A 17,343-nucleotide genomic window follows, 5' to 3' on the forward strand; every position below is an offset into this window, starting at 1 on the left:
TCCTACGGGGTTCGGGTTGGCGTGGTCGAGCTGTCGGACGGATAGGACATGATGTCGATGCTGCCGATGAAGCTGCCTTTCACCTTGCAGCACTTGTAGGGACGCCGCAGCGTGAAGGCATAATTTCCATCGGCTGCGACCTTGCTGCCCGCCCAGCCCGAAAAACTCATGAGGTCGTTGCTGCCGAACACTTCGCAGCTTCCGGCGCGTTGGGGCGTCAGCATCTGCCAGGTGCCGGTCTTGGCGTCACCCTCTTTCAGGGACGGCGGATACCACAACCCTGTACTTTTTCTTTTCTTTCCGCTTGTCGCTCTCGAGCGCGATGTAGACATGCGGCTGACCCGTCCGCGTCACCACGTCTCCGGCGCGCTGCGCCACGACCGCGGCCGCGGCCGCCTTGGGGTCTTCGGCCTGGGTCACGAAGCCGCCTCTGGGATAAACCGCACCCCAGGTATTCAAGGGCCAGTCGCCGATCTCCCGCAGCCCGGGAATGAGCGACTGGGGATAAATGAATTCGGGAATCGCCCAACGCCAGGCCAAGGCATCCAGGGCCGAGACGAGATAGGGCTGAAACGGCGTCGACGCCGAGGGGCACAGGAAAAAGCCCGCGGCCGGATGGCCGATGGCGTCGGAGTCCTTGAAGATCAGGTTCTTGTGCGCCGGGTGCTCGCGAGCCGGCCGGCCGGCGATGCCGCATTCGGTCGTCGTGCCGCCGCCCAGAAGGTTCGGCAATTGGCCGCCCATGGCCGAAAGCACCGCGCCCGCGCCGGTGGTTTGAATCCCAGCCAGAAGGGCCTTCATCTCGGTCCAGGGATTGTTGGCGATACCGTTGTGGGCGCTGACCACCAGATCGGGATTGTAGTGGCCGTACTTGGCCGAGGTTTCGATCTCGCAGCCGAAGGGCGTGCACACCAGCCAGAGGCATACCCCGATCACCTGGAACTTGATGCAGGAAAAGTTCAAGGCGCTGGATAGAATCGTGCCGGTGTTGATGGGTTCGGCCCGAAGGTCAGCCGTCAGCGCCAGAATGAGAAAGCTCAGCGTCAAACGCTTGATCATGGCGTACCTTCCTTCCAGGTCCGGTAGTACCGCAGCGCCTCGCCGAGATCGGCGGTGCCATAGACGACCGCCCTACCCCGGTCGAACACGATCGCGGGATAACGCGTGAGGCCGTAGCTCAGTGCTCGGGCATGGCCTTCGTAGGCCGCCTGCAACGGCGCCGCAAGCCCACTGCCCTGCCCTTCGAGCCGCTGCCGGGCGATCCGCCAAGGCCGCCGCCTCGTTCGCGGGGAGTCCTGCCGAGAGGACCGCCTCGATCCGGCGTGGGGCGGAAAGATCGAAGATGTCGATGGGAACCCCTTGGGGCCGAAGCGCGTGAGCGCCGGAGGCTGGAAACGCCGGATCGGTGAAAATTTCCACGGCGGCCGGCCCGATATCGGCCGGAACCGGGGGTGCGGAGAGGCATAGCACGACCATCGAGGCCCACAGGGATTGGCGATGCGTCATGATGGCGAGGCCTCCTTCGTGAATACGCTACTGCGCTTCCGAGCGATGCGTTCGGCGACCTTCAGCGCCGCTTCCAGCTCGGTGCAGCCCTGTTGTTTCATGAGCGCCGCCCGTTCGGCCTTCTCGTCCTTCTCGGTCATGGCGAGGGCCAGCGCGATGGGCGGCGGAACGTTCCGGAACAAGGCCTTCAGCGCGCGGCTCAGGACCACGCCCTCGGTGTACTTGCCGGGCTCCTTGGTCGCGGCGAGCAGCAGCGCCCGTTCCTCGGCGCTGAGCTCCCGGAACCTCGCGATCTGCTCGGCCTCCTCGGGCGGCATGGAGAGGCACAGCCACCATTCCATCATGTTGAGCATCCGCCGGGCCGCATCGGGAAAGTCCTGGAGGTTTTGGGTGGCGAGCCACAGCCAGGCGCCATAGCGCCGCCACATCTTCGAGATCTTGACCACGTAAGGCGCCAACAGCGGATTGGTGGTGACGATGTGCGCCTCGTTGGTGAGCACCAGCGTCGGCCGGCCCTCGTACTGATGCTGCTCGACCAGGGCATGGATGTGATTCATCAGCGAGATGTAGGCAACCGTCAGCTTATCCTCGTAGCCTTCCTGCGCGAGGACGCCCATCTCGAACACGGTGACGTCGGCTTCCGGCCAGAGCTGCCCCGGCCGATTGAACAGCTTGGCTTCGAGGCTTCCCTCGGTACAGAAGAGGCTCAAGGCATCGGCCATTTCGAGTACCCGGGCACGCCGCGGCGGATCAAGTTCGGCAAGGCCCGGCAGATGGCGGAGACCGTGCGCGACGTCCTCGGTGAGCGGCTGGCGTTGCGCGGCAACCGCTTGCCGCGCTGCCTCGACGATGGCCTCCCGGATCAGGAGCCGGTCGGCGCGCATCAGGCGCGCTTCTTCCTTGGCGTCGCCGCCGGTAATCATGAGGCGCGCCGCGATTTCGGCCTCGCCCAGAAAGTCGCGATCCTCGCTCGCCGTGTCGTCGGCGTCGTCCAGGTCTTCGGGGCCGGCCAAATCCAGGTCTAGGCGTCGCCGGTGCTTGGGATCGAGCAGCTTTCCGATCTCGGCGAAGGGCGGCAGGCTCACGTCGCTTTTCGGCCGTACCTGGACGTAGTTCACCGAGAGCCCCTGGGCTTCGAGATACTGCCCGAACAGCCGGAACGAACTCGCCCCGTCGATGATGAACAGCCTCGGCCGGTGCACCGCCATGATGTGCAGCAGGAGATACACCCGGAGCGAGGACTTGCCGGCGCCGGTCGGCCCCAGGATCAGGGCGTGGGCGTTCGATTTCCGGTCGACGATGGGGTCGAACGTCAGGGGCTCGCCGCCCCGGTTGTAGACCAGAATGCCGGGGTGGCCGGTACCGGTCGAGCGGCCGTAGAGCGGCACCAGGTTCGACAGATGGCGCGCGAACATGAAGCGCGATCGGCGAGCGCGTTTCCGGTCGAAGCGGTGGTCGTAGCCCATGGGGAGGCACCGGAGGTACGTGTCCAGGGCGCAGAGGTCCTGGCGCTCGTCGATGGGCCGGAGATGATTGGTGAGGAGCAGGGAATGCAGCTGGTTCTGCTTTCGGCGGAGATCCTCCTCGTCTTCGCCGCGAAGGTAAAACGTGATCTGGGTCGGGAACAGCTTGTTCCCCTGCGCGATCTGGAATTGCGCGGCCTTGGCGTCCTCGCCGGCGAGCTGGGCCTCGGCGTAGTCGCCGATCGCGGCGCGTTCCACCCGAACCAGGCGTTCGCGGACATCGTCCTGAGGCTGGAACTCGACCGTGATCGCCATCACAACGCCTGGCGGCAGCCGGTCGAACACCGCGTACAGATGCCGGCCGATGCGCCGTTCCGCGAAGAACTGACCGATCGTCGGCGGATCGGTCAGCTGTTGAATGGTGATGGCGCGGTGCGGCAGGCCGTCGAACCACCACAGGCCTTTCTCGGGATGATAACGCGGAAGCCCAAGAACCAGCGCTTCGCCGAAATCGTAGCCGTAGGGCCGGTCCTCGTGTTCGTCGCCGGGATAGGGCGCAAGCGCGAGCAAGGCCTCCACGTCGCCCGCCGTTACCGCCGGGCGCGGATTGAACCAGCGCAGCATCCACTCGTAAAGGTCCCGCCCGCCGAGCCGGCGGACGCCCACCCCCGTCGATTCAAGTCCGGCGGTGAGCCGGGCCGCGGCCTCGTTCAGCTCCCGGATCGGACCGAGATCATCCGGTCCCTTGAGAGATTGGGTGGCGCTGCGCCGCCTGAACAAGCACGCGTGGACCTTCCGTCGATTCCCTTGCCACGGCCCACCCGTGACCTGATCGTCATGGAATAGTCCGCCGGGCCGTGCGATGTTGGCGCAGTGGTCGCGCAGCACGGCCAGCCAGTGGCGGGTATAGGCCAAGTCGCGAATTTCGATCCGCGCATAGGCCTCCACCTCGTCGGCCAGGCCATCGAGCCGGTACTCGTCATGGACGAAGAGCTGGAAGACCCAAGGGTCTTGTTGCTCCGCGACCGAGCCCGTGAGCACCTGCTGGATCTTGTCGCGGAACTCGGCCAGCCACGCCTCCGGGCGCGCCTCGACGCCGGCGGGCCGGATCTCGAACAAGGCGCCGACGTTGCGGCCGTCGTCGAGCAAAAAGACCTGGTGTTCGGGATCGTAGTCGAGCCAGGGCAGATGGTTGGTGAAACTGCTCGGCCGCTCGTAGCGCCGCCTGACGTCCGCCTCGGTGGGCGGCGTGGTCCGGTCGAACGGCCCGCGTGGCGCGGGTTCGATGGCTCGGGGTTTGGATAAAAACGAAAACTGCGGCATCACCACCCCTCCGCTTCGCCCGGCAGGGCGTATTCCACCGTCTCGTACATCGGAAAACTGGTTGCATAGCCCGGCACCGGATGGCCCTGGGGCGAGATGTGCGGGAAAACGTACAGGACGAGGTCCGGATTCGGCAGGCGCGGGAACAGGTGCTGGATCTCGGTGTGGGCCTCGCGGGTCCAGCCGTCCAGGTTCAGGGCGGCATCGCCGGGGCCGCGCGCACCCCGCTCCCGTCGGGCGCCTTCCGTTCGGCGCTGCCGGGTTTTTTCGAAATGGGCATCGTAAACCTCCCGCATGGTGGGTCCCCCCTGCGGCAGAAGGGTGTCCTTGCTGCCGGTGGCGCAGCCGACCAGGAGGCTAATCGAGATCATGGTCACGGCCCGCGTGAACGGCTGGGGTAGCGTGCGCATAGTCGAGTTTCCTGCCCTTGGGTTCGTAATCGATGGGGAGCTCCCGGTCCACGTGGACCGCGAGTTCGACGCCGGTGTCGACGAACACGGCATCGAAGGATTGGCTCTGCCGCTCGGCGATCCAGCGGGCCACCTCGTTGGCGCCTTCCGAGACGACCTCACCGGCGGCGTACTGCTCCGGGCTGCCCGTGACCGTGCTGGTGTAGCCGCCGAGCGGCGTTACCCCGATCGTGGTCTTAGAGCGGGCGTAGGCCCGACCCGCCGCCTCGACGCCCTTCGCCAGAATGCGCCCGCCCAGATATTGCGCGGCGTTGGTCACGCGCGCCCCGGTTACGCAGGGGATGCCGCGCCGGTCCGAGATCCAGCCGAGAGGCTCGGTGGCGCTGCCGGTGGCGGGGGCGGCGCGCCCTGGGCCTGGGCGCTCTGCTGCTCTTTCCGCTGCAGACTCTGATCATCGGAACTCAGGGTGCGGATCGTGCCGTCGTCGAACACGAACGTGATCGAATGCACGGTGCCCCGGACACACGAGAGCGCCCAGTCGCCGATCGCGGTCCCGGAAAAGATCATGCCGTCGACGCCCGGAATCTCGAGCCCGTTGGCGGCGAGGTTGTCGGAGCCCACGATCACCTTGAAGGGATACGGGTCCTCCACCTGGCCTTTGATCGGAATCCGCCCGATCAGCGCGGTCATGCCGGTGGAGCCGATCAGGGTGGCGTTCCGCGGCACCGTGTAGGCCGGTTCCGGCGCAGCGGCGGGATGGGCGGCACCCCCGCCGGGCCCGGCATGGTCCAGGAGGGGGTTTTCGCCGACGCCGTGCAGCAGGCTTCCGCCCGAACGGGCCGCCTCGGCGGTCGCGGTGGCGGTCCGGGACACGGCGTCGCCGGCGCGTTTGACCAGGCTGGACCCGAGCGGATCGACCCACACCACCGCGGCGTTCAGGGCGGCCGGATCGAGGTCGACCGCCGCACCGTCCGACGGATCGGACGAGCCCGGCGGCGCGACCAGTCCCAGGCGGTTGGAGAGATCGTCGAGGCGGGATGACAGGCGGGTGTATTCATCGTTGCGCTGTGCGGCCTGGTCCCGGCGAACCGCCGCCGTGACCTCGTTCGTGACTTGGGTCGCGATGTCGTTGCGCTGCTTCAGGAGTTCCGCGTTCTCGCGCCGAAGCTGCGCCATCTCCGACTTGGCCGAGGCGACCTGGGCGGTCAGCGCGCGGATGGTGTCCGCCGGAGAATCGGCATCCGGCGCGGGTGCCTTCGGCACCTCGGCGACCGGAAGCTCGGACTCGGCTGTCGCCGCCTTTTTGCCGCACGAGCGGAATCCCGCGAAGAGCGCGAGCACCAGTGCGAACGTGCCGAGAATCGGCAGGAGCTTATTGCCGCCCATCGAGCGCGTCCTCGAACGGCCGGCTGGACACGAGATAGGCGGCCGTCACGTCCCGTTCGTCGCCTTTGGGGTAGAGCCTCGCGTGTTGGAAGGTGCAGGCGAGCCAGGCGCCCCGGAGCGTTCGGGGATCGAGGATCACGTCCTCGAACGTTCAGCAGGCGCTCTGGGGCGTAGAGATGCTGCGCCGCCACCCGGGTCAGGGTGACGTAGTCCGTCCCGGCGGACCGGTTTTCGGCAACGTCCGTCGCTGCCGCATCCACCGGCGCGGCGGAGGGCTTCCCTTCCGGAATCGACACTTCGATGGGGCGGGTATCGGCTATCCGGTCCGAGGCCGAGAGATCCAGGAGGTAGGTGTTGCCCGTGCCCAAGGCCTCGATCCGCACTCGTTGCGGTCCGAACGGCTTGAGCGCCGTCCAATAGATGGTCCCGTCATTGAGGATCTGGGTCCTGAGGACATCGGGGGTCAGTGTCGGCGGCAGCCCCGCCCGCACCGCGACCGGAAACGACACCAGGCGCTCCTGCCCGACCGGGAGGGTGATCTGGAGCGGCAGTTTGTGCCAGGTCAGCCGCTCGATCGGAAGCGCGCCGGGTGCTGCCTCGGGCTCGACGTCGAGCCCGAGGCCCGGTGGGATGTCGGAACCCGTGTTGGTGAACGCGGTTTCCGGCACCGAAGCCGATGCGGAGAGCGCGTGGACACCGCTCTCCCCCTCCGTGTCGGCAGACGCGCCGACCGGCTCCTCCGCACGGGTCGCGACGGTCAACAGCAGAAGGGTGGACAGAACGACGAGATGCGGATTCATGAGCCGAGTTTGAATATCGGGGGTAAGGCCGGCCGTGACGTCTCGCTGCCCTCGATTCGTTCGGGCGGACTCGCGAAACAATCAAGGGCCAGGCCAAACGGGTTGACCTCGGGGCTGACGTCGTATGCCACCACCCGGATGGGGTAGCGGATGTCGACCGTCTTCACCGGCATCCCACGAACATGCTCCTCGATCCGGAAGTCGATCCGCGCGATCCAGACGCCATTCCCCTTGACCTCGACGCTGGATTCCTCGTAAGTATGGCCCGGCACGTCGTGGATGGCGCGTTTTCGGTCCGTCAGTTCGCCACGTTTGGCGCGGGCCTCGAGATCGCTCCTCAGTTCGTCCTGGCAGGCGGGTGTCAGATAGTTCTGAGCTTTGAAGAGCACGAGGCCATAGTCCTCCTCGCCGTTTCGCGGCCAGTAATTGAGCAGCTGAAAGATGTATCGGGCGAAGCCGTAGATATGCTCCGGCCTCGGATCGTCCCGATGGATCATGCCACCCGATCGGAGGTCCGGCGGAAGGAAGAGGCGCGCGTCCTTCTTCGCGTCCTCCCAGCCGTGCCAAAGGACAAGAATGACGACGAACAGCCCTGCGATCACTGCGCGCAGCGTGTTGATATGGGACCTAAGGTTCTCGTTTTCGGCGCGGTAACGCAGTCCCATGTCCGTTTCAATCGCGGAGGGCGTCGCGGCCAAGGCTCATTTGGTACGAGCCGTCCGGAAACCGAAACCGGGCGGACTCTCCCCGGAAATTGAACTGACAGCGGACGAAACCGAGGTCCGCCAGGAAAAGATGCACCCGCTGTTGAAGATAGAAGTGCGGGCGGCCACGTTTCAGCCGCTGATAGAGCCCCGCCCCGAAATAGACGAAGGCGATCGCGCCGATCATGGCGACCCCGAGGGCCATCGCGAGACGCCCCAGGATCAGGCCGATGACCACGCTCGGCGGAAACAGCAAGGCCGCCGCCAGCTTGATGGCCGTACCCAACTCCGAATCGGCATACCCCCGGAAGATGACCGGCTCCTCGTTGAGCCGATCCCCGAGAATATCGGGTGTCTCAGATGAGCCGGCCATCAGATGACACCCGCGGCTTCACCCAGCAGATAAGACACGAACAGGAAAATGGCGGCGCCGGCCACCGCTCCGAGGCCCAGTTCGCCCCACTCTTTTCGGCCCTGCCGAACCTGATTGAGATCGGCGAGAACATGCCAGGAGAGCCAGAGAAAGCCGGCCACCGCCAGGAACAATCCGATGACGATCCCGCCATCCTTGATGTAGCCCTTGATGAGGTTGAGCCAGTCGCCCGCGGCCGGTGAAGTCGTCGGCGGCACGGGCGTCGGCAGCGCGGCGAAGGCGGTGTCCGCCAGGATCAAGGAGGCAAGCATGACCGATCGTGCTCGCCGAACGGTGTGTTTGAGGGTGCGTTTCACATGCGTCATGAGCTTTTTCCGATAGCGATCACAGTGACATGATTCACCGGCTCAGCGCCGGTAATCGCCCTTGAGCGGTGGAAACTCTCTCGGCGTCGTGCGTGGTGCTTCGATGTGTTCACGGATGCCGAGTTTGACGTGCTCGATGTCCTGGCGAAGCCAGCCATAATGGAATCTGACCCGCGACTCCGGATTGGCTTGGGTTTCGGCTTCGGCGATCAGGGGCGCCAGGGCGTCCAACTCATGGATCAGGCGGGCGAGCGCGGCCCGCTCGCCGTCGTCATCGGCACGGGCGGCAGTCGTGAAACAACAGAAAAGCGCCAGCAGCGCATTACGCATAGAGGGTCTCCGAGTTGCTCGGCGGCGAGTGTGCCCAAGGCGGCACGCAAAGTGCCAACAAAAACCCTTGTATGCTCTAAAAAGGGTTTTACGGATGGCTTGACCATCAGTCGAACCTCCCGTCGAACCCGATTAAAATGAAATGAATTGGCGGGATTAACCTCATTCCCGCAACATCGAAGACTTGGGCTGCAAAGCCGTCCGTCCGACCCAGACTGCGTCCACGGCGCCAACGGGTCCGCGACCATCTACTCAACCTAAATGTACGCAGCCATTGGGCAAATGCCGCACCAAGGCTAGCGAATTGCCGTAAATGGGAGGAACTCCATGCGCGAGGAGACTGAAGCGCCTACTACATTGTCCGCTTTGGTGGAAGCCTATTGCCGGGAAGTCGTCTTGAGCCCGGGATCGATCCGCAACTACCGCATCACCGCCCGCGTATTCAAGCGGGATACAGGCGTCGATGAATTAAGCAAGATTGACAAGAATCTCGTCATCGCGTGGCGGGACACTGTCCTTCAGCGGGTCACTGTGGTGACGTGGAACAGTTATCTTACATACCTCAGAATCGCATTCTCCTTTGCGGTTCGCTCGGGATGGATCGAGCATAACCCGTTTCAATACGTCAAACAGCTTGGAGCCTGGAAGAAGCGCAAAAAGACAGTGCCCGATGAGGTAACGCGCCGAGCCATCCGTTTGCTGCAAGAACCCGACGAGCCGATCAAACCGGGCTGGTTTTGGGTTATCGTTGTTCGCCTTCTTTTCTTTACCGGCATGCGTGCCCGGCAATTGACTGCCCTACGTTGGAACCACATCGACTTCACACACAAGACCATGCTGTTGGCAGTCGAAGGCAGCAAGACGAAACGCGAGTGGATCATCCCGATCCCGCCAGACTGTGTGGAGGATTTACTGTATCTTCGCAACCGAACGCTCAGAGTCAATCCAAACGCGGTAACGCTTCACCACCAGGTATTTCGCATTCAACTCTTCAACCGGGAGTACAAACGCCAGGAATTAACGACAGATCAGGTAAGCGGTTTTTTTCGGCGCCTCTCCCAGACCTTGGGCGCACCCATTACATCGCGACGTCTGCGCCATACGATGGCGACGAAACTCGCTCAAGGTCAGCAACCGTACCTTAAGTCACTTCAATTTCTCCTGGGTCATACCTGTCTGCGAACGACCTTGGAGTATGTCGAGCCGGAAATGGGGCAGCTGCGATCCGTGCTGACCAGACTGCGCCTGGATTAGGGGATTTGCCACATCTTGCAAGTACTAAACAGATCTGGTCAAGGTTTTGATACTAGCCGGAAGTCAAAAGGGACCATTGACACATTCGTAATGTGCGGGTCGTAGGTTCAAATCCTATCACCGGCTCCACGCCTTACAGGCGCGAGCGCTCTGTTTCTTCGGTTCATCATCGTCCCCGGGACTCCATCCCCGGGTAACATGCCGGAGAGGGCGCCATGGCCATCTGTATCACCATCACCAGCACCAAGGGCGGCGTCGGCAAGACCACGCTGACCGCCAATCTCGGCGCCTATCTCGCCGATCTCGGCCAGACCGCCCTCCTCGTCGACGCCGATCCCCAACCGACCCTCTCCAGCTTTTTTCCGCTCCGATACCGCGCTCCGGGCGGTCTCACCCGGCTGATGGTCGAGGCGGCCTGCGAGGACGTGGTCAGCCAGACCACCCTCGACCGCCTCGATCTCGTCTATTCCGACGATCCGGACGGCAAGCTCCGCGACTGGATCCGCGACGCCGTCGACGGGCGGGTGCGTCTCAAGCACCTCCTCGGCCGTCCGCCGTTTGCCCAGTACGATATCATCCTGATCGACACCCAGGGCGCGGTTGGGCCCCTCCAGGACGCCGCGGTCGCCGCCGCCGATATCCTCCTCTCCCCCATCCCGCCGGAAATCCTCTCGGCCCGCGAGTTCGTCCGCGGCACCGTCACCATGCTGGAACGGCTACGGCCCATGGCGTTCCTCGGCGCCCCCATCGGTCCCTTGCGCGGTGTCCTTTACCGCCTGGACCGCTCGCGCGATGCCCGGCGTTTCGCCGCCGCCCTCGGGCTCGAACCGCTGATCCCTGCCTCCGCGTAGCCGTAGGGTCGGATGTTTGATCGGAGTCTGCGCGGCTAGCGCAGGTGGAGATCAAACATAAGGCAACCGACACCGTGTCAAGTCATTGTGGATCCAGGTCCCGATCCCACTATTGGGTCGGGACCGGTCGAACGCGGGCCGCCGAAGGCAATACTCGTCGCCAATTTTTTTACTCCTTTTGGTGACTTGGATGTCCCAAAAGGTTTCGCAAAAATGGCGATGCAATCGGCTTTTCCGCTTCGAACAGTATGGCTTGCATCGGATAGCGCGTGGGATTTGAGCCATATTCTTTTATCAGCGCCTCCGTCAACGCCTCGGAGATCTCCTCGGGATCGACACCGCCGCGATCTCGTATTTCTGTGATAACCGGAGTGAACACAAGTGCCCGCGCGAACGCCGCCACGTCCAGAATATCGTGTTCCTTTCGCTCGACCGAGATGACGATTCGATCAAAGCCGGCGCGAATCAGCTTTTCTTTGATCGGATCGATTTGATGGCAGGCAACGGGATCGAAGAGGAAACGAGGTGTATCCGACGGAAAGAATTGTTTCAGCACCTCAAAGCTCAAGCTGGCGAATGGATTGTAATGCTCCGAGTCCCAGACGCGGAGCAAGTACCGCCCTCCGCGCCTCAATGTCCGGTATGCCTCGCGAAACCCCGCCTCTTTATCGAAGAACATGACCCCAAACTGGCAGACCACCGCATCGAACGCCTCATCGTCGAACGGCAGCGCCGTGGCATCCGCGACTTGGAACGCGACCTGCTCGTGAGGGAGAAACTTTTTGCGGGCGGCCTCCATCATGGAATCGCTGATATCGATCGCGGTCAATCGCACGTCCTTGGCAAGCTCATTACACAAGTGCCGGGTCACGATTCCCGTGCCCGCGGCGATTTCGAGCACGTCACGGACTGATCTTTCCGCTACGCGTCGTGCGGTGTCGGCTCCATAGTGCTCGAAAAGCACGGGTCCGAGATCCTGATCGTAAGGGGTGACGACATCACCTTCATAACCTGCCATAGATCACTCTCTAGAAAATACAACGAAAGGACAAAAAGCGAGTTCAATCGCCCATCTCAGTAGATAAGCGAATACTGATAGTACTACATGTCCTACGACAGGGTGGTTTTCTGGACACAGACGGCCTAAAGCAGTCGTTCGTGGGGCTGGTATTTTTCAGACTGAATGACTGCTGAGGCCGACAATTGGCGGTCATCGCCGTGAACCGTCGACGGACCGAAATCTTGAAGAGCGCTGGCCGTATCCAGCGTGTGAATTAATTAACAGACTGAATGGGCTTATCGCCTCATCATAGCAACCGCCTCGATTTGAGGCAGATCTTACGGTTTGGCCGGTGACATTTACGGTCGGCGATTCAAACCGCCATCTCTCATCAACTTAGGAGGATATTCGCATGAAGCACCTGAACAAGTCCCTATTGGGAGCCATTGGGCTCGGACTGGGGCTGCAGACCGTCGCAGACGCCGCGCAAACGCCCAACTTCTACGAGTGCACCGGCCGGCACGTCAGCCTTACCCTGGTGGTGGGCAGCCAGGCAGAAGTTGGCATTCTCCCAACGCAAACGACCCTCAATCTGCAATTGGGCGAAAAAAGCTATCGCTTTCAGGAATCGGACATCGTCACCGAGTCAACCCTGATTGGCGATCTTTGGGAGGTGGTGTTGGAACACATACCGGACCTCCACATCAAACATGCGTCCGTGGTGATTCCATCCGTCTCGTTGGGAGAGTCGCCGGTCACCTTCAAGAGCCAGCTTGTCCTGACCACGGTGAACACGCCGTTCATCCCCACGCCCTTTGAGGGGGTGGTCAATCCTTCCAAATACATCGATGTCGCCTGCACGGCTTCGATGGTTTATTTTTAGGCTAGTTGCGTCCGAGCGGCGATAGGCGTTCCGGCATCGAGCGGTTGTTGTCGGAGGCCGCGTTCGAGCCACTAAGTCTTGACCCGAGGCCATCCGCGGTTCGGCGAGACAATCGAGATTCACGCCCGAAATCGCGCGCTGTAAGGTGGCGGCACCGGTCAATGATCCGACTGGATAAACCGGATGACGCCTCGCCGCCACTCGGCAAAAACGTCACGGGCAGCGCCTCGTTTGGGGCTGCCCGTGAATCCGCGAGCACCGAAGTCCGTCCAGAACCCGAACGTTCGGCGGCAGCCTGGTCCGTCTCAGACTCGCCGGTGTTTTTCCGATCCTTTACCTCGACGCTTTGCTGTTTCAATGTTGAATGACGGCCAAGAACGAGCTCCGGAAGTTTGTTTTCGAGTGGGTGGTTTTCGGTCTAATCGGCCATTCACGCTGACCAATACCGGCCTTTCGCCAATGGCGGCTTTGTTCAGAATCGAAAAGCATACAGGATTAGGAGCCGCTATTCGCCCGATCGCTTAGCACGAGGTCGTCTTACGGCATAACCGCCCTGAATTAAGCCGCGCCGCGAAGCGGCGTCGGCATGAATGAATAGTTAGGTACCATCCGAACTCACCTGTCCGCTGGAGATTAGCCAACTGCTACTGGAGGAACTTGAGCAGCCGCTCAGTCACGAGTTCGGTCTCCGCAGCCACGATGTCATGCCCCGCTCTGGGAACGAGTATCGTCTCGACATGCGGCATGAGCGACTCGACGCGCTCGATTGCTTCGTGAGGGTCGGCCGTTGCTCCGTCGCACTCGCCAAGGATATCGAGCGTCGGTACCTCAATTCGCTGTAAATCCTCGTCGGACATCACTGCCGCCCGCACTGGAGGGAACATCGTGCCGTAGCTCTCCCGCACGAGTAGTATTTCGTCAATTCTCCGATCAAACTCCTCGGGATACTTGACCGCGATGCTTGGCATGATCCAGCGACAATACTCCTCAAGCGACTCCCGCCGCCCATCTGCAACGGACATCAGGCGTGCAACGAACTCCTGCGGGATGGGCGCGCCAATCATGACGGGTGCGATCCAAACGAGCTTACTCACCCGTTGAGGTGCATGCAGTGCGTACTCGGCTGAAGCGTAGCAGCCGTACGATTGCCCCGCCATTGGGATGCCATTGGTCAAGCCTAGCCCGTCGAGTACGGCATCAAGCCACAGCCGAAGATCGTCGACGCCGCGCACCGGGCGCGTTGGCACACTACGGCCCTCGTCATGGATGGTGTCGAGTGCCTATATGCGAAAACTTGTGGCGAGCGGCTGGCGGGACCTAGCAAGACCATTTCGGTCGGTGGTTTCCCCGCTTCGAAAACGAGATGGCCAAAAGCAGTCATTCGAAGCGGCTCATGATCCGCGCCAGTCGCTCAATTGCGGCACCGATCCGGTCCGACCGGATCATTCCGTAGCCTAAAACCACGCCGTTAGGTGCCGGCTTTTCGACCGAGTATCGCTCGAGGGCATAAAGGCGGATGCCATCCGCCGCCGCTTCCCTGACCAATTCGGTGGCCGGAATCTCCCGGCTCAGCTTCACCGCCAGGTGCAGGCCCACCGCATCCCCTATTGGCTGCAACCGATCGCCGCCGTGCTGCGACAAGGCATGAAGCAGCACCGCGCGCCGCTCTGCGTAGATCTTGCCCATCTTGCGCACATGGCGAGCCAGATGGCCCTCGTCGATGAAGGCCGCCAGGGTGTCCTGAGACGGCGTCGGACAATGCCAGTCGGCACGAGCCTTGGCAGCGACGAGTACATCCCGCGCCCAGGGCGGAGCCACCACGAACCCGAGGCGCAGCTCCGGGAACAGGCTCTTGGAGAAGGTCCCGACATAGCAAACCGAGCCGCTTCGGTCGAGCGTCTGCAATGCATCCAATGGCCGGCCACCCAGGCGAAACTCGCCGTCGTAATCGTCTTCCACCACTACGGCGCCCCTTTCCTGCGCGAATTCGAGCAGGGCAACTCGGCGCTTCGCGGACAAGGTGATGCCCAGGGGAAACTGGTGGGAGGGTGTGACGCAGATCACCCCGGCATCGGCCGGCAGGCAATCGATCCTCAGCCCTTCCTCATCAACCGGGATGGCGGCGATTCTGGCACCAGCGGCGGTAAAGGCATCCCGCAGCGGCGGATAGCCCGGTTCTTCGACCGCGACCACGGTTCGGCCCGGCGTGACCAGGATGCGGGCCAGCAGGTCAAATGCCTGCTGGGCGCCCGCCGTGACCACGATTTGTTCCGGCGAACAGGAAACCGCCCGGGCGAAGGAGACGTGTTTGGCGATCGCCGCGCGCAGCGCCGGCCAGCCCTGCGGGTGGTCGTAGACTGCCGGCGTCTTCGACCAGGCTCTCAGTGCCCTGGCGGACAGGCGCCGCCAGACCGGAAAGGAAAACGCCGATTTGTCGGGCAGCCCGAGCCTGAAGTCGAAATGGCAGGATTCGACGCCCGCAGGCAGCACCGGCTGAGCCCGGCGCCAGGCTTCGTTCAAACGGCCGTCCGCCCCGGGTTCGCTGGACAGATGATGAGCCGGGCGCGGCGAGATGTCGGCCACATAGGTACCGGAACCCGATCGAACGGTCAGATAGCCCTCGCTCAACAATAGCTCGTACGCCGCTACCGCGGTATTGCGCGACACACCGATCGCTGCGGCAAATGCCCGGGTCGAAGGCAGTCGCGTACCGGACTGGAGCCGTCCGTCGAGGATCGCCTCCCGCAGCTGGCAATACACGGAGCGCAGCAGTTCTCGGGAACCCTTGCGCGGCAGGGTGATGGGTAATTCGAAAAGTGGCTCCATGATTTTTGTCATTTGTGGTCCTTTTCCGCTATTACTCGCCGCCTTATTGTGTCCGTACCGTCAGTCACTATTTGGCAAAGGAGCATCTTATGTTAGCAACCGAACCGTTCATCCCGGCAGCCGCGGGCAACCATCAGCTGCCGTGGATTTCAGTGGGCCACGGTATTTCCAAGAAGCTGCTGGCCCTGTTTCCCGAGCGCGGCGAATGGGTCACGCTGCTGCGCCTGGAGCCGGGAGCACGCATCCCCCTGCATCGGCATCAGGGCGAGGTTCACGGCTACCTCCTCAGCGGATGCCGGCGCCTCGATCCGGAGGGACGACTGCTGGGTCCCGGCGATTACGAGTACGAGCCGGCCGGTCATGTCGACACCTGGACTGCCGAGGGCGATGCCCCCTTCGTGAGTCTGTTTTTCGTGCGCGGCGCGGTCGAGTACCTCGACTTGGACGGCTCCGTCCTGCGCCGGGAAACGGCCGCCACCAATGCCGAGGAATACCACCGCGCCTGCTCCGAGCAGGGCTTCGTCCCGCTCGATCTATGTCGTTGATCGCGGGGGTAACGTTCTCGAGAACAGGAGTGCCGATCATGTTCCCATCCGAGATTTCCGCGGTCGATCATCATCCCCGGAAGCGCGTATCGGTCCTGGATACCGAGATGAGCTACGTCGATGTCGGCAAAGGCGACCCCATCGTCTTCCTGCATGGCAACCCGACCTGGTCCTACCTCTGGCGCAACATCATCCCTCACGTCCAGAACCTCGGCCGCTGCCTCGCTCCGGATCTGGTGGGCATGGGCCAGTCGGGCCGTTCGGCTGCGTCGAGCTATCGGTTCTTCGATCACGCCAACTATCTGGATGCCTGGTTCGAGGCGGTGGGCATCGGTGCTCGGGTGATGCTGGTGGTCCACGACTGGGGCTCAGCCCTGGGCTTCCATTGGGCCCGCCGCCACCCGGACCGCGTGCAGGGGATCGCCTACATGGAAGCCCTCGTGCAACCGAGGCTGTGGGCCGATTTCCCTCCGCCGCGAGAGCGGATCTTCCGCGCCCTCCGCTCGGACGAGGGCGTCAGGATGATCGCGGAGGAAAACTTCTTCGTCGAGACCGTGTTGCCGAAAAGCGTCCTGCGGAGTTTGACCAAGGAAGAAATGGAGGCCTACCGTGCCCCTTTCCACACGCCGGAATCCCGGCCGCTGACGCTGGCCTGGGCCCGCGAGTTGCCTATCGATGGCGAGCCGCGGGATGTCGCCGAAGTGGTCGAAACCTACGGGGCCTGGCTCGCGGCCAGCGATATTCCCAAGCTGTTCATCAACGCGGAACCGGGCGCATTGCTGGGAGCGCGCGCACGCCGATTCTGCCGGCAGTGGCCGAACCAGACCGAAATCACCGTGCCGGGCATCCATTACCTGCAGGAAGATTCGCCCCACGAAATCGGCGCGGCGCTGGCGCGGTTCGTCGCGCGGCTCCGCGCTTTGCCGGCCCCGCGCGTATGACGGAGAGCATCGGCCAGTGTGGGCGGCCTTCCATCTTCTGCTCCACCAGGAACAAGGTGCCCAGCATGACCAAGGCTATGTGATAGGCATCCCAGCGGCGGACCTGGTAATCGGCCAGAACGCAGAGGATGGGGCCCGAAATATGGCGCCGTTGATTTGACTGCATGATCGATTGGTTGTGCCCCGTTAAGTCTTTCTGAAAGCGTCTCTTGCTCACTGGGATGTGCCGAGGCATTCGTTCAGGTTGACCGGTCATGATAAGATGCCTCGTCGACAGTCTCCCGAGCTTAGAGCGTTTTCCGGATCGGTGTAAGGGATTCGGATATGTAGGTCGGCAATCCCTTGCCGACGTATCGGCTCGGCGAAGGGCTTTGTCGGCAAGG

At 62.9% G+C, this 17,343-nt stretch carries 18 protein-coding genes, 1 tRNA gene and 1 pseudogene; 6 read left to right on the forward strand and 14 right to left on the reverse strand.

Annotated elements, in window-relative coordinates:
• Positions 1–2: 2 nt before the first annotated feature.
• The 11 genes and pseudogenes from JOD69_RS24875 to JOD69_RS20090 form a co-directional block, all read right to left on the reverse strand.
• A complete protein-coding gene (locus tag JOD69_RS24875) occupies positions 3–278 on the reverse strand; it encodes a TraU family protein (protein WP_245245696.1) in 276 nt (91 codons plus the stop codon).
• Complete coding sequence (locus tag JOD69_RS20040) at positions 247–1,059, reverse strand: TIGR03756 family integrating conjugative element protein (protein WP_245245697.1); 813 nt, start codon at positions 1,057–1,059, stop codon at positions 247–249. Before JOD69_RS20040 ends, JOD69_RS24875 begins: the two co-directional genes overlap by 32 nt.
• Positions 1,060–1,502: 443 nt before the next feature.
• Complete coding sequence (locus JOD69_RS20050; protein ID WP_210024170.1) at positions 1,503–4,292, reverse strand: conjugative transfer ATPase; 2,790 nt, start codon at positions 4,290–4,292, stop codon at positions 1,503–1,505.
• The gene (locus tag JOD69_RS20055; RefSeq protein ID WP_210024171.1) at positions 4,292–4,702 is read right to left on the reverse strand and encodes a TIGR03751 family conjugal transfer lipoprotein; all 411 of its coding nucleotides are present in this window, start codon (positions 4,700–4,702) and stop codon (positions 4,292–4,294) included. The genes JOD69_RS20050 and JOD69_RS20055 overlap by 1 nt, the downstream gene beginning before the upstream one ends.
• Positions 4,650–5,021, reverse strand: a complete 372-nt coding sequence (locus tag JOD69_RS20060) for a hypothetical protein (protein WP_205780867.1) — start codon at positions 5,019–5,021, stop codon at positions 4,650–4,652. The genes JOD69_RS20055 and JOD69_RS20060 overlap by 53 nt, the downstream gene beginning before the upstream one ends.
• A gap of 11 nt (positions 5,022–5,032) precedes the next feature.
• Positions 5,033–6,088, reverse strand: coding sequence for a TIGR03752 family integrating conjugative element protein (locus tag JOD69_RS20065; protein ID WP_245245698.1), 1,056 nt, complete (start codon positions 6,086–6,088; stop codon positions 5,033–5,035).
• 164 nt (positions 6,089–6,252) lie between these two features.
• Positions 6,253–6,888: pseudogene (locus tag JOD69_RS24880) on the reverse strand (DUF3438 family protein); the annotation flags it as partial.
• The gene (locus tag JOD69_RS20075) at positions 6,885–7,553 is read right to left on the reverse strand and encodes a PFL_4703 family integrating conjugative element protein (RefSeq protein WP_240502632.1); all 669 of its coding nucleotides are present in this window, start codon (positions 7,551–7,553) and stop codon (positions 6,885–6,887) included. The pseudogene JOD69_RS24880 and the gene JOD69_RS20075, both read right to left, overlap by 4 nt.
• Before the next feature lie 7 nt (positions 7,554–7,560).
• Complete coding sequence (locus JOD69_RS20080) at positions 7,561–7,965, reverse strand: TIGR03750 family conjugal transfer protein (RefSeq protein ID WP_077732175.1); 405 nt, start codon at positions 7,963–7,965, stop codon at positions 7,561–7,563.
• On the reverse strand, positions 7,965–8,330 hold the full coding sequence (locus tag JOD69_RS20085; RefSeq protein ID WP_077732176.1) for a TIGR03745 family integrating conjugative element membrane protein: 366 nt from the start codon (positions 8,328–8,330) through the stop codon (positions 7,965–7,967). Before JOD69_RS20085 ends, JOD69_RS20080 begins: the two co-directional genes overlap by 1 nt.
• Positions 8,331–8,372: 42 nt before the next feature.
• Positions 8,373–8,660, reverse strand: coding sequence for an RAQPRD family integrative conjugative element protein (locus JOD69_RS20090; RefSeq protein ID WP_086132875.1), 288 nt, complete (start codon positions 8,658–8,660; stop codon positions 8,373–8,375).
• 327 nt (positions 8,661–8,987) lie between these two features.
• Between JOD69_RS20090 and JOD69_RS20095 the strand changes: the two genes are divergently transcribed.
• The 3 genes from JOD69_RS20095 to JOD69_RS20105 all read left to right on the forward strand — a co-directional run bounded on the left by JOD69_RS20095 (position 8,988) and on the right by JOD69_RS20105 (position 10,765).
• A complete protein-coding gene (locus JOD69_RS20095) occupies positions 8,988–9,914 on the forward strand; it encodes a site-specific integrase (protein ID WP_210024173.1) in 927 nt (308 codons plus the stop codon).
• Between the two features lie 55 nt (positions 9,915–9,969).
• A tRNA-Leu gene (locus tag JOD69_RS20100) sits at positions 9,970–10,043 on the forward strand.
• 86 nt (positions 10,044–10,129) lie between these two features.
• A complete protein-coding gene (locus JOD69_RS20105; protein WP_077732179.1) occupies positions 10,130–10,765 on the forward strand; it encodes a ParA family protein in 636 nt (211 codons plus the stop codon).
• 169 nt (positions 10,766–10,934) lie between these two features.
• Here JOD69_RS20105 and JOD69_RS20110 read toward each other — a convergent pair whose 3' ends face one another.
• Positions 10,935–11,783 (reverse strand): class I SAM-dependent methyltransferase, encoded by an 849-nt coding sequence (locus JOD69_RS20110; protein ID WP_077732180.1) that lies wholly within the window; start codon positions 11,781–11,783, stop codon positions 10,935–10,937.
• A 394-nt stretch (positions 11,784–12,177) separates the two neighbouring features.
• Between JOD69_RS20110 and JOD69_RS20115 the strand changes: the two genes are divergently transcribed.
• Positions 12,178–12,648, forward strand: a complete 471-nt coding sequence (locus tag JOD69_RS20115) for a hypothetical protein (RefSeq protein WP_210024174.1) — start codon at positions 12,178–12,180, stop codon at positions 12,646–12,648.
• A gap of 644 nt (positions 12,649–13,292) precedes the next feature.
• Here the strand turns inward: JOD69_RS20115 and JOD69_RS20120 are convergent.
• A complete protein-coding gene (locus JOD69_RS20120) occupies positions 13,293–13,895 on the reverse strand; it encodes an alpha/beta fold hydrolase (protein WP_168175520.1) in 603 nt (200 codons plus the stop codon).
• A 130-nt stretch (positions 13,896–14,025) separates the two neighbouring features.
• Entirely contained in the window at positions 14,026–15,486 is a 1,461-nt protein-coding gene (locus JOD69_RS20125) for a PLP-dependent aminotransferase family protein (protein WP_245245699.1), read from the reverse strand.
• Between the two features lie 77 nt (positions 15,487–15,563).
• Here JOD69_RS20125 and JOD69_RS20130 point away from each other — a divergent pair, with 77 nt between their 5' ends.
• Positions 15,564–16,019 (forward strand): 2,4'-dihydroxyacetophenone dioxygenase family protein, encoded by a 456-nt coding sequence (locus JOD69_RS20130; protein WP_143735278.1) that lies wholly within the window; start codon positions 15,564–15,566, stop codon positions 16,017–16,019.
• A gap of 38 nt (positions 16,020–16,057) precedes the next feature.
• Complete coding sequence (locus tag JOD69_RS20135; RefSeq protein ID WP_245245700.1) at positions 16,058–16,960, forward strand: haloalkane dehalogenase; 903 nt, start codon at positions 16,058–16,060, stop codon at positions 16,958–16,960.
• Positions 16,961–17,343 lie beyond the last annotated feature (383 nt).

Origin of the sequence: Methylocaldum sp. RMAD-M, from assembly GCF_017832375.1 — a bacterium.
Lineage (GTDB): Bacteria > Pseudomonadota > Gammaproteobacteria > Methylococcales > Methylococcaceae > Methylocaldum.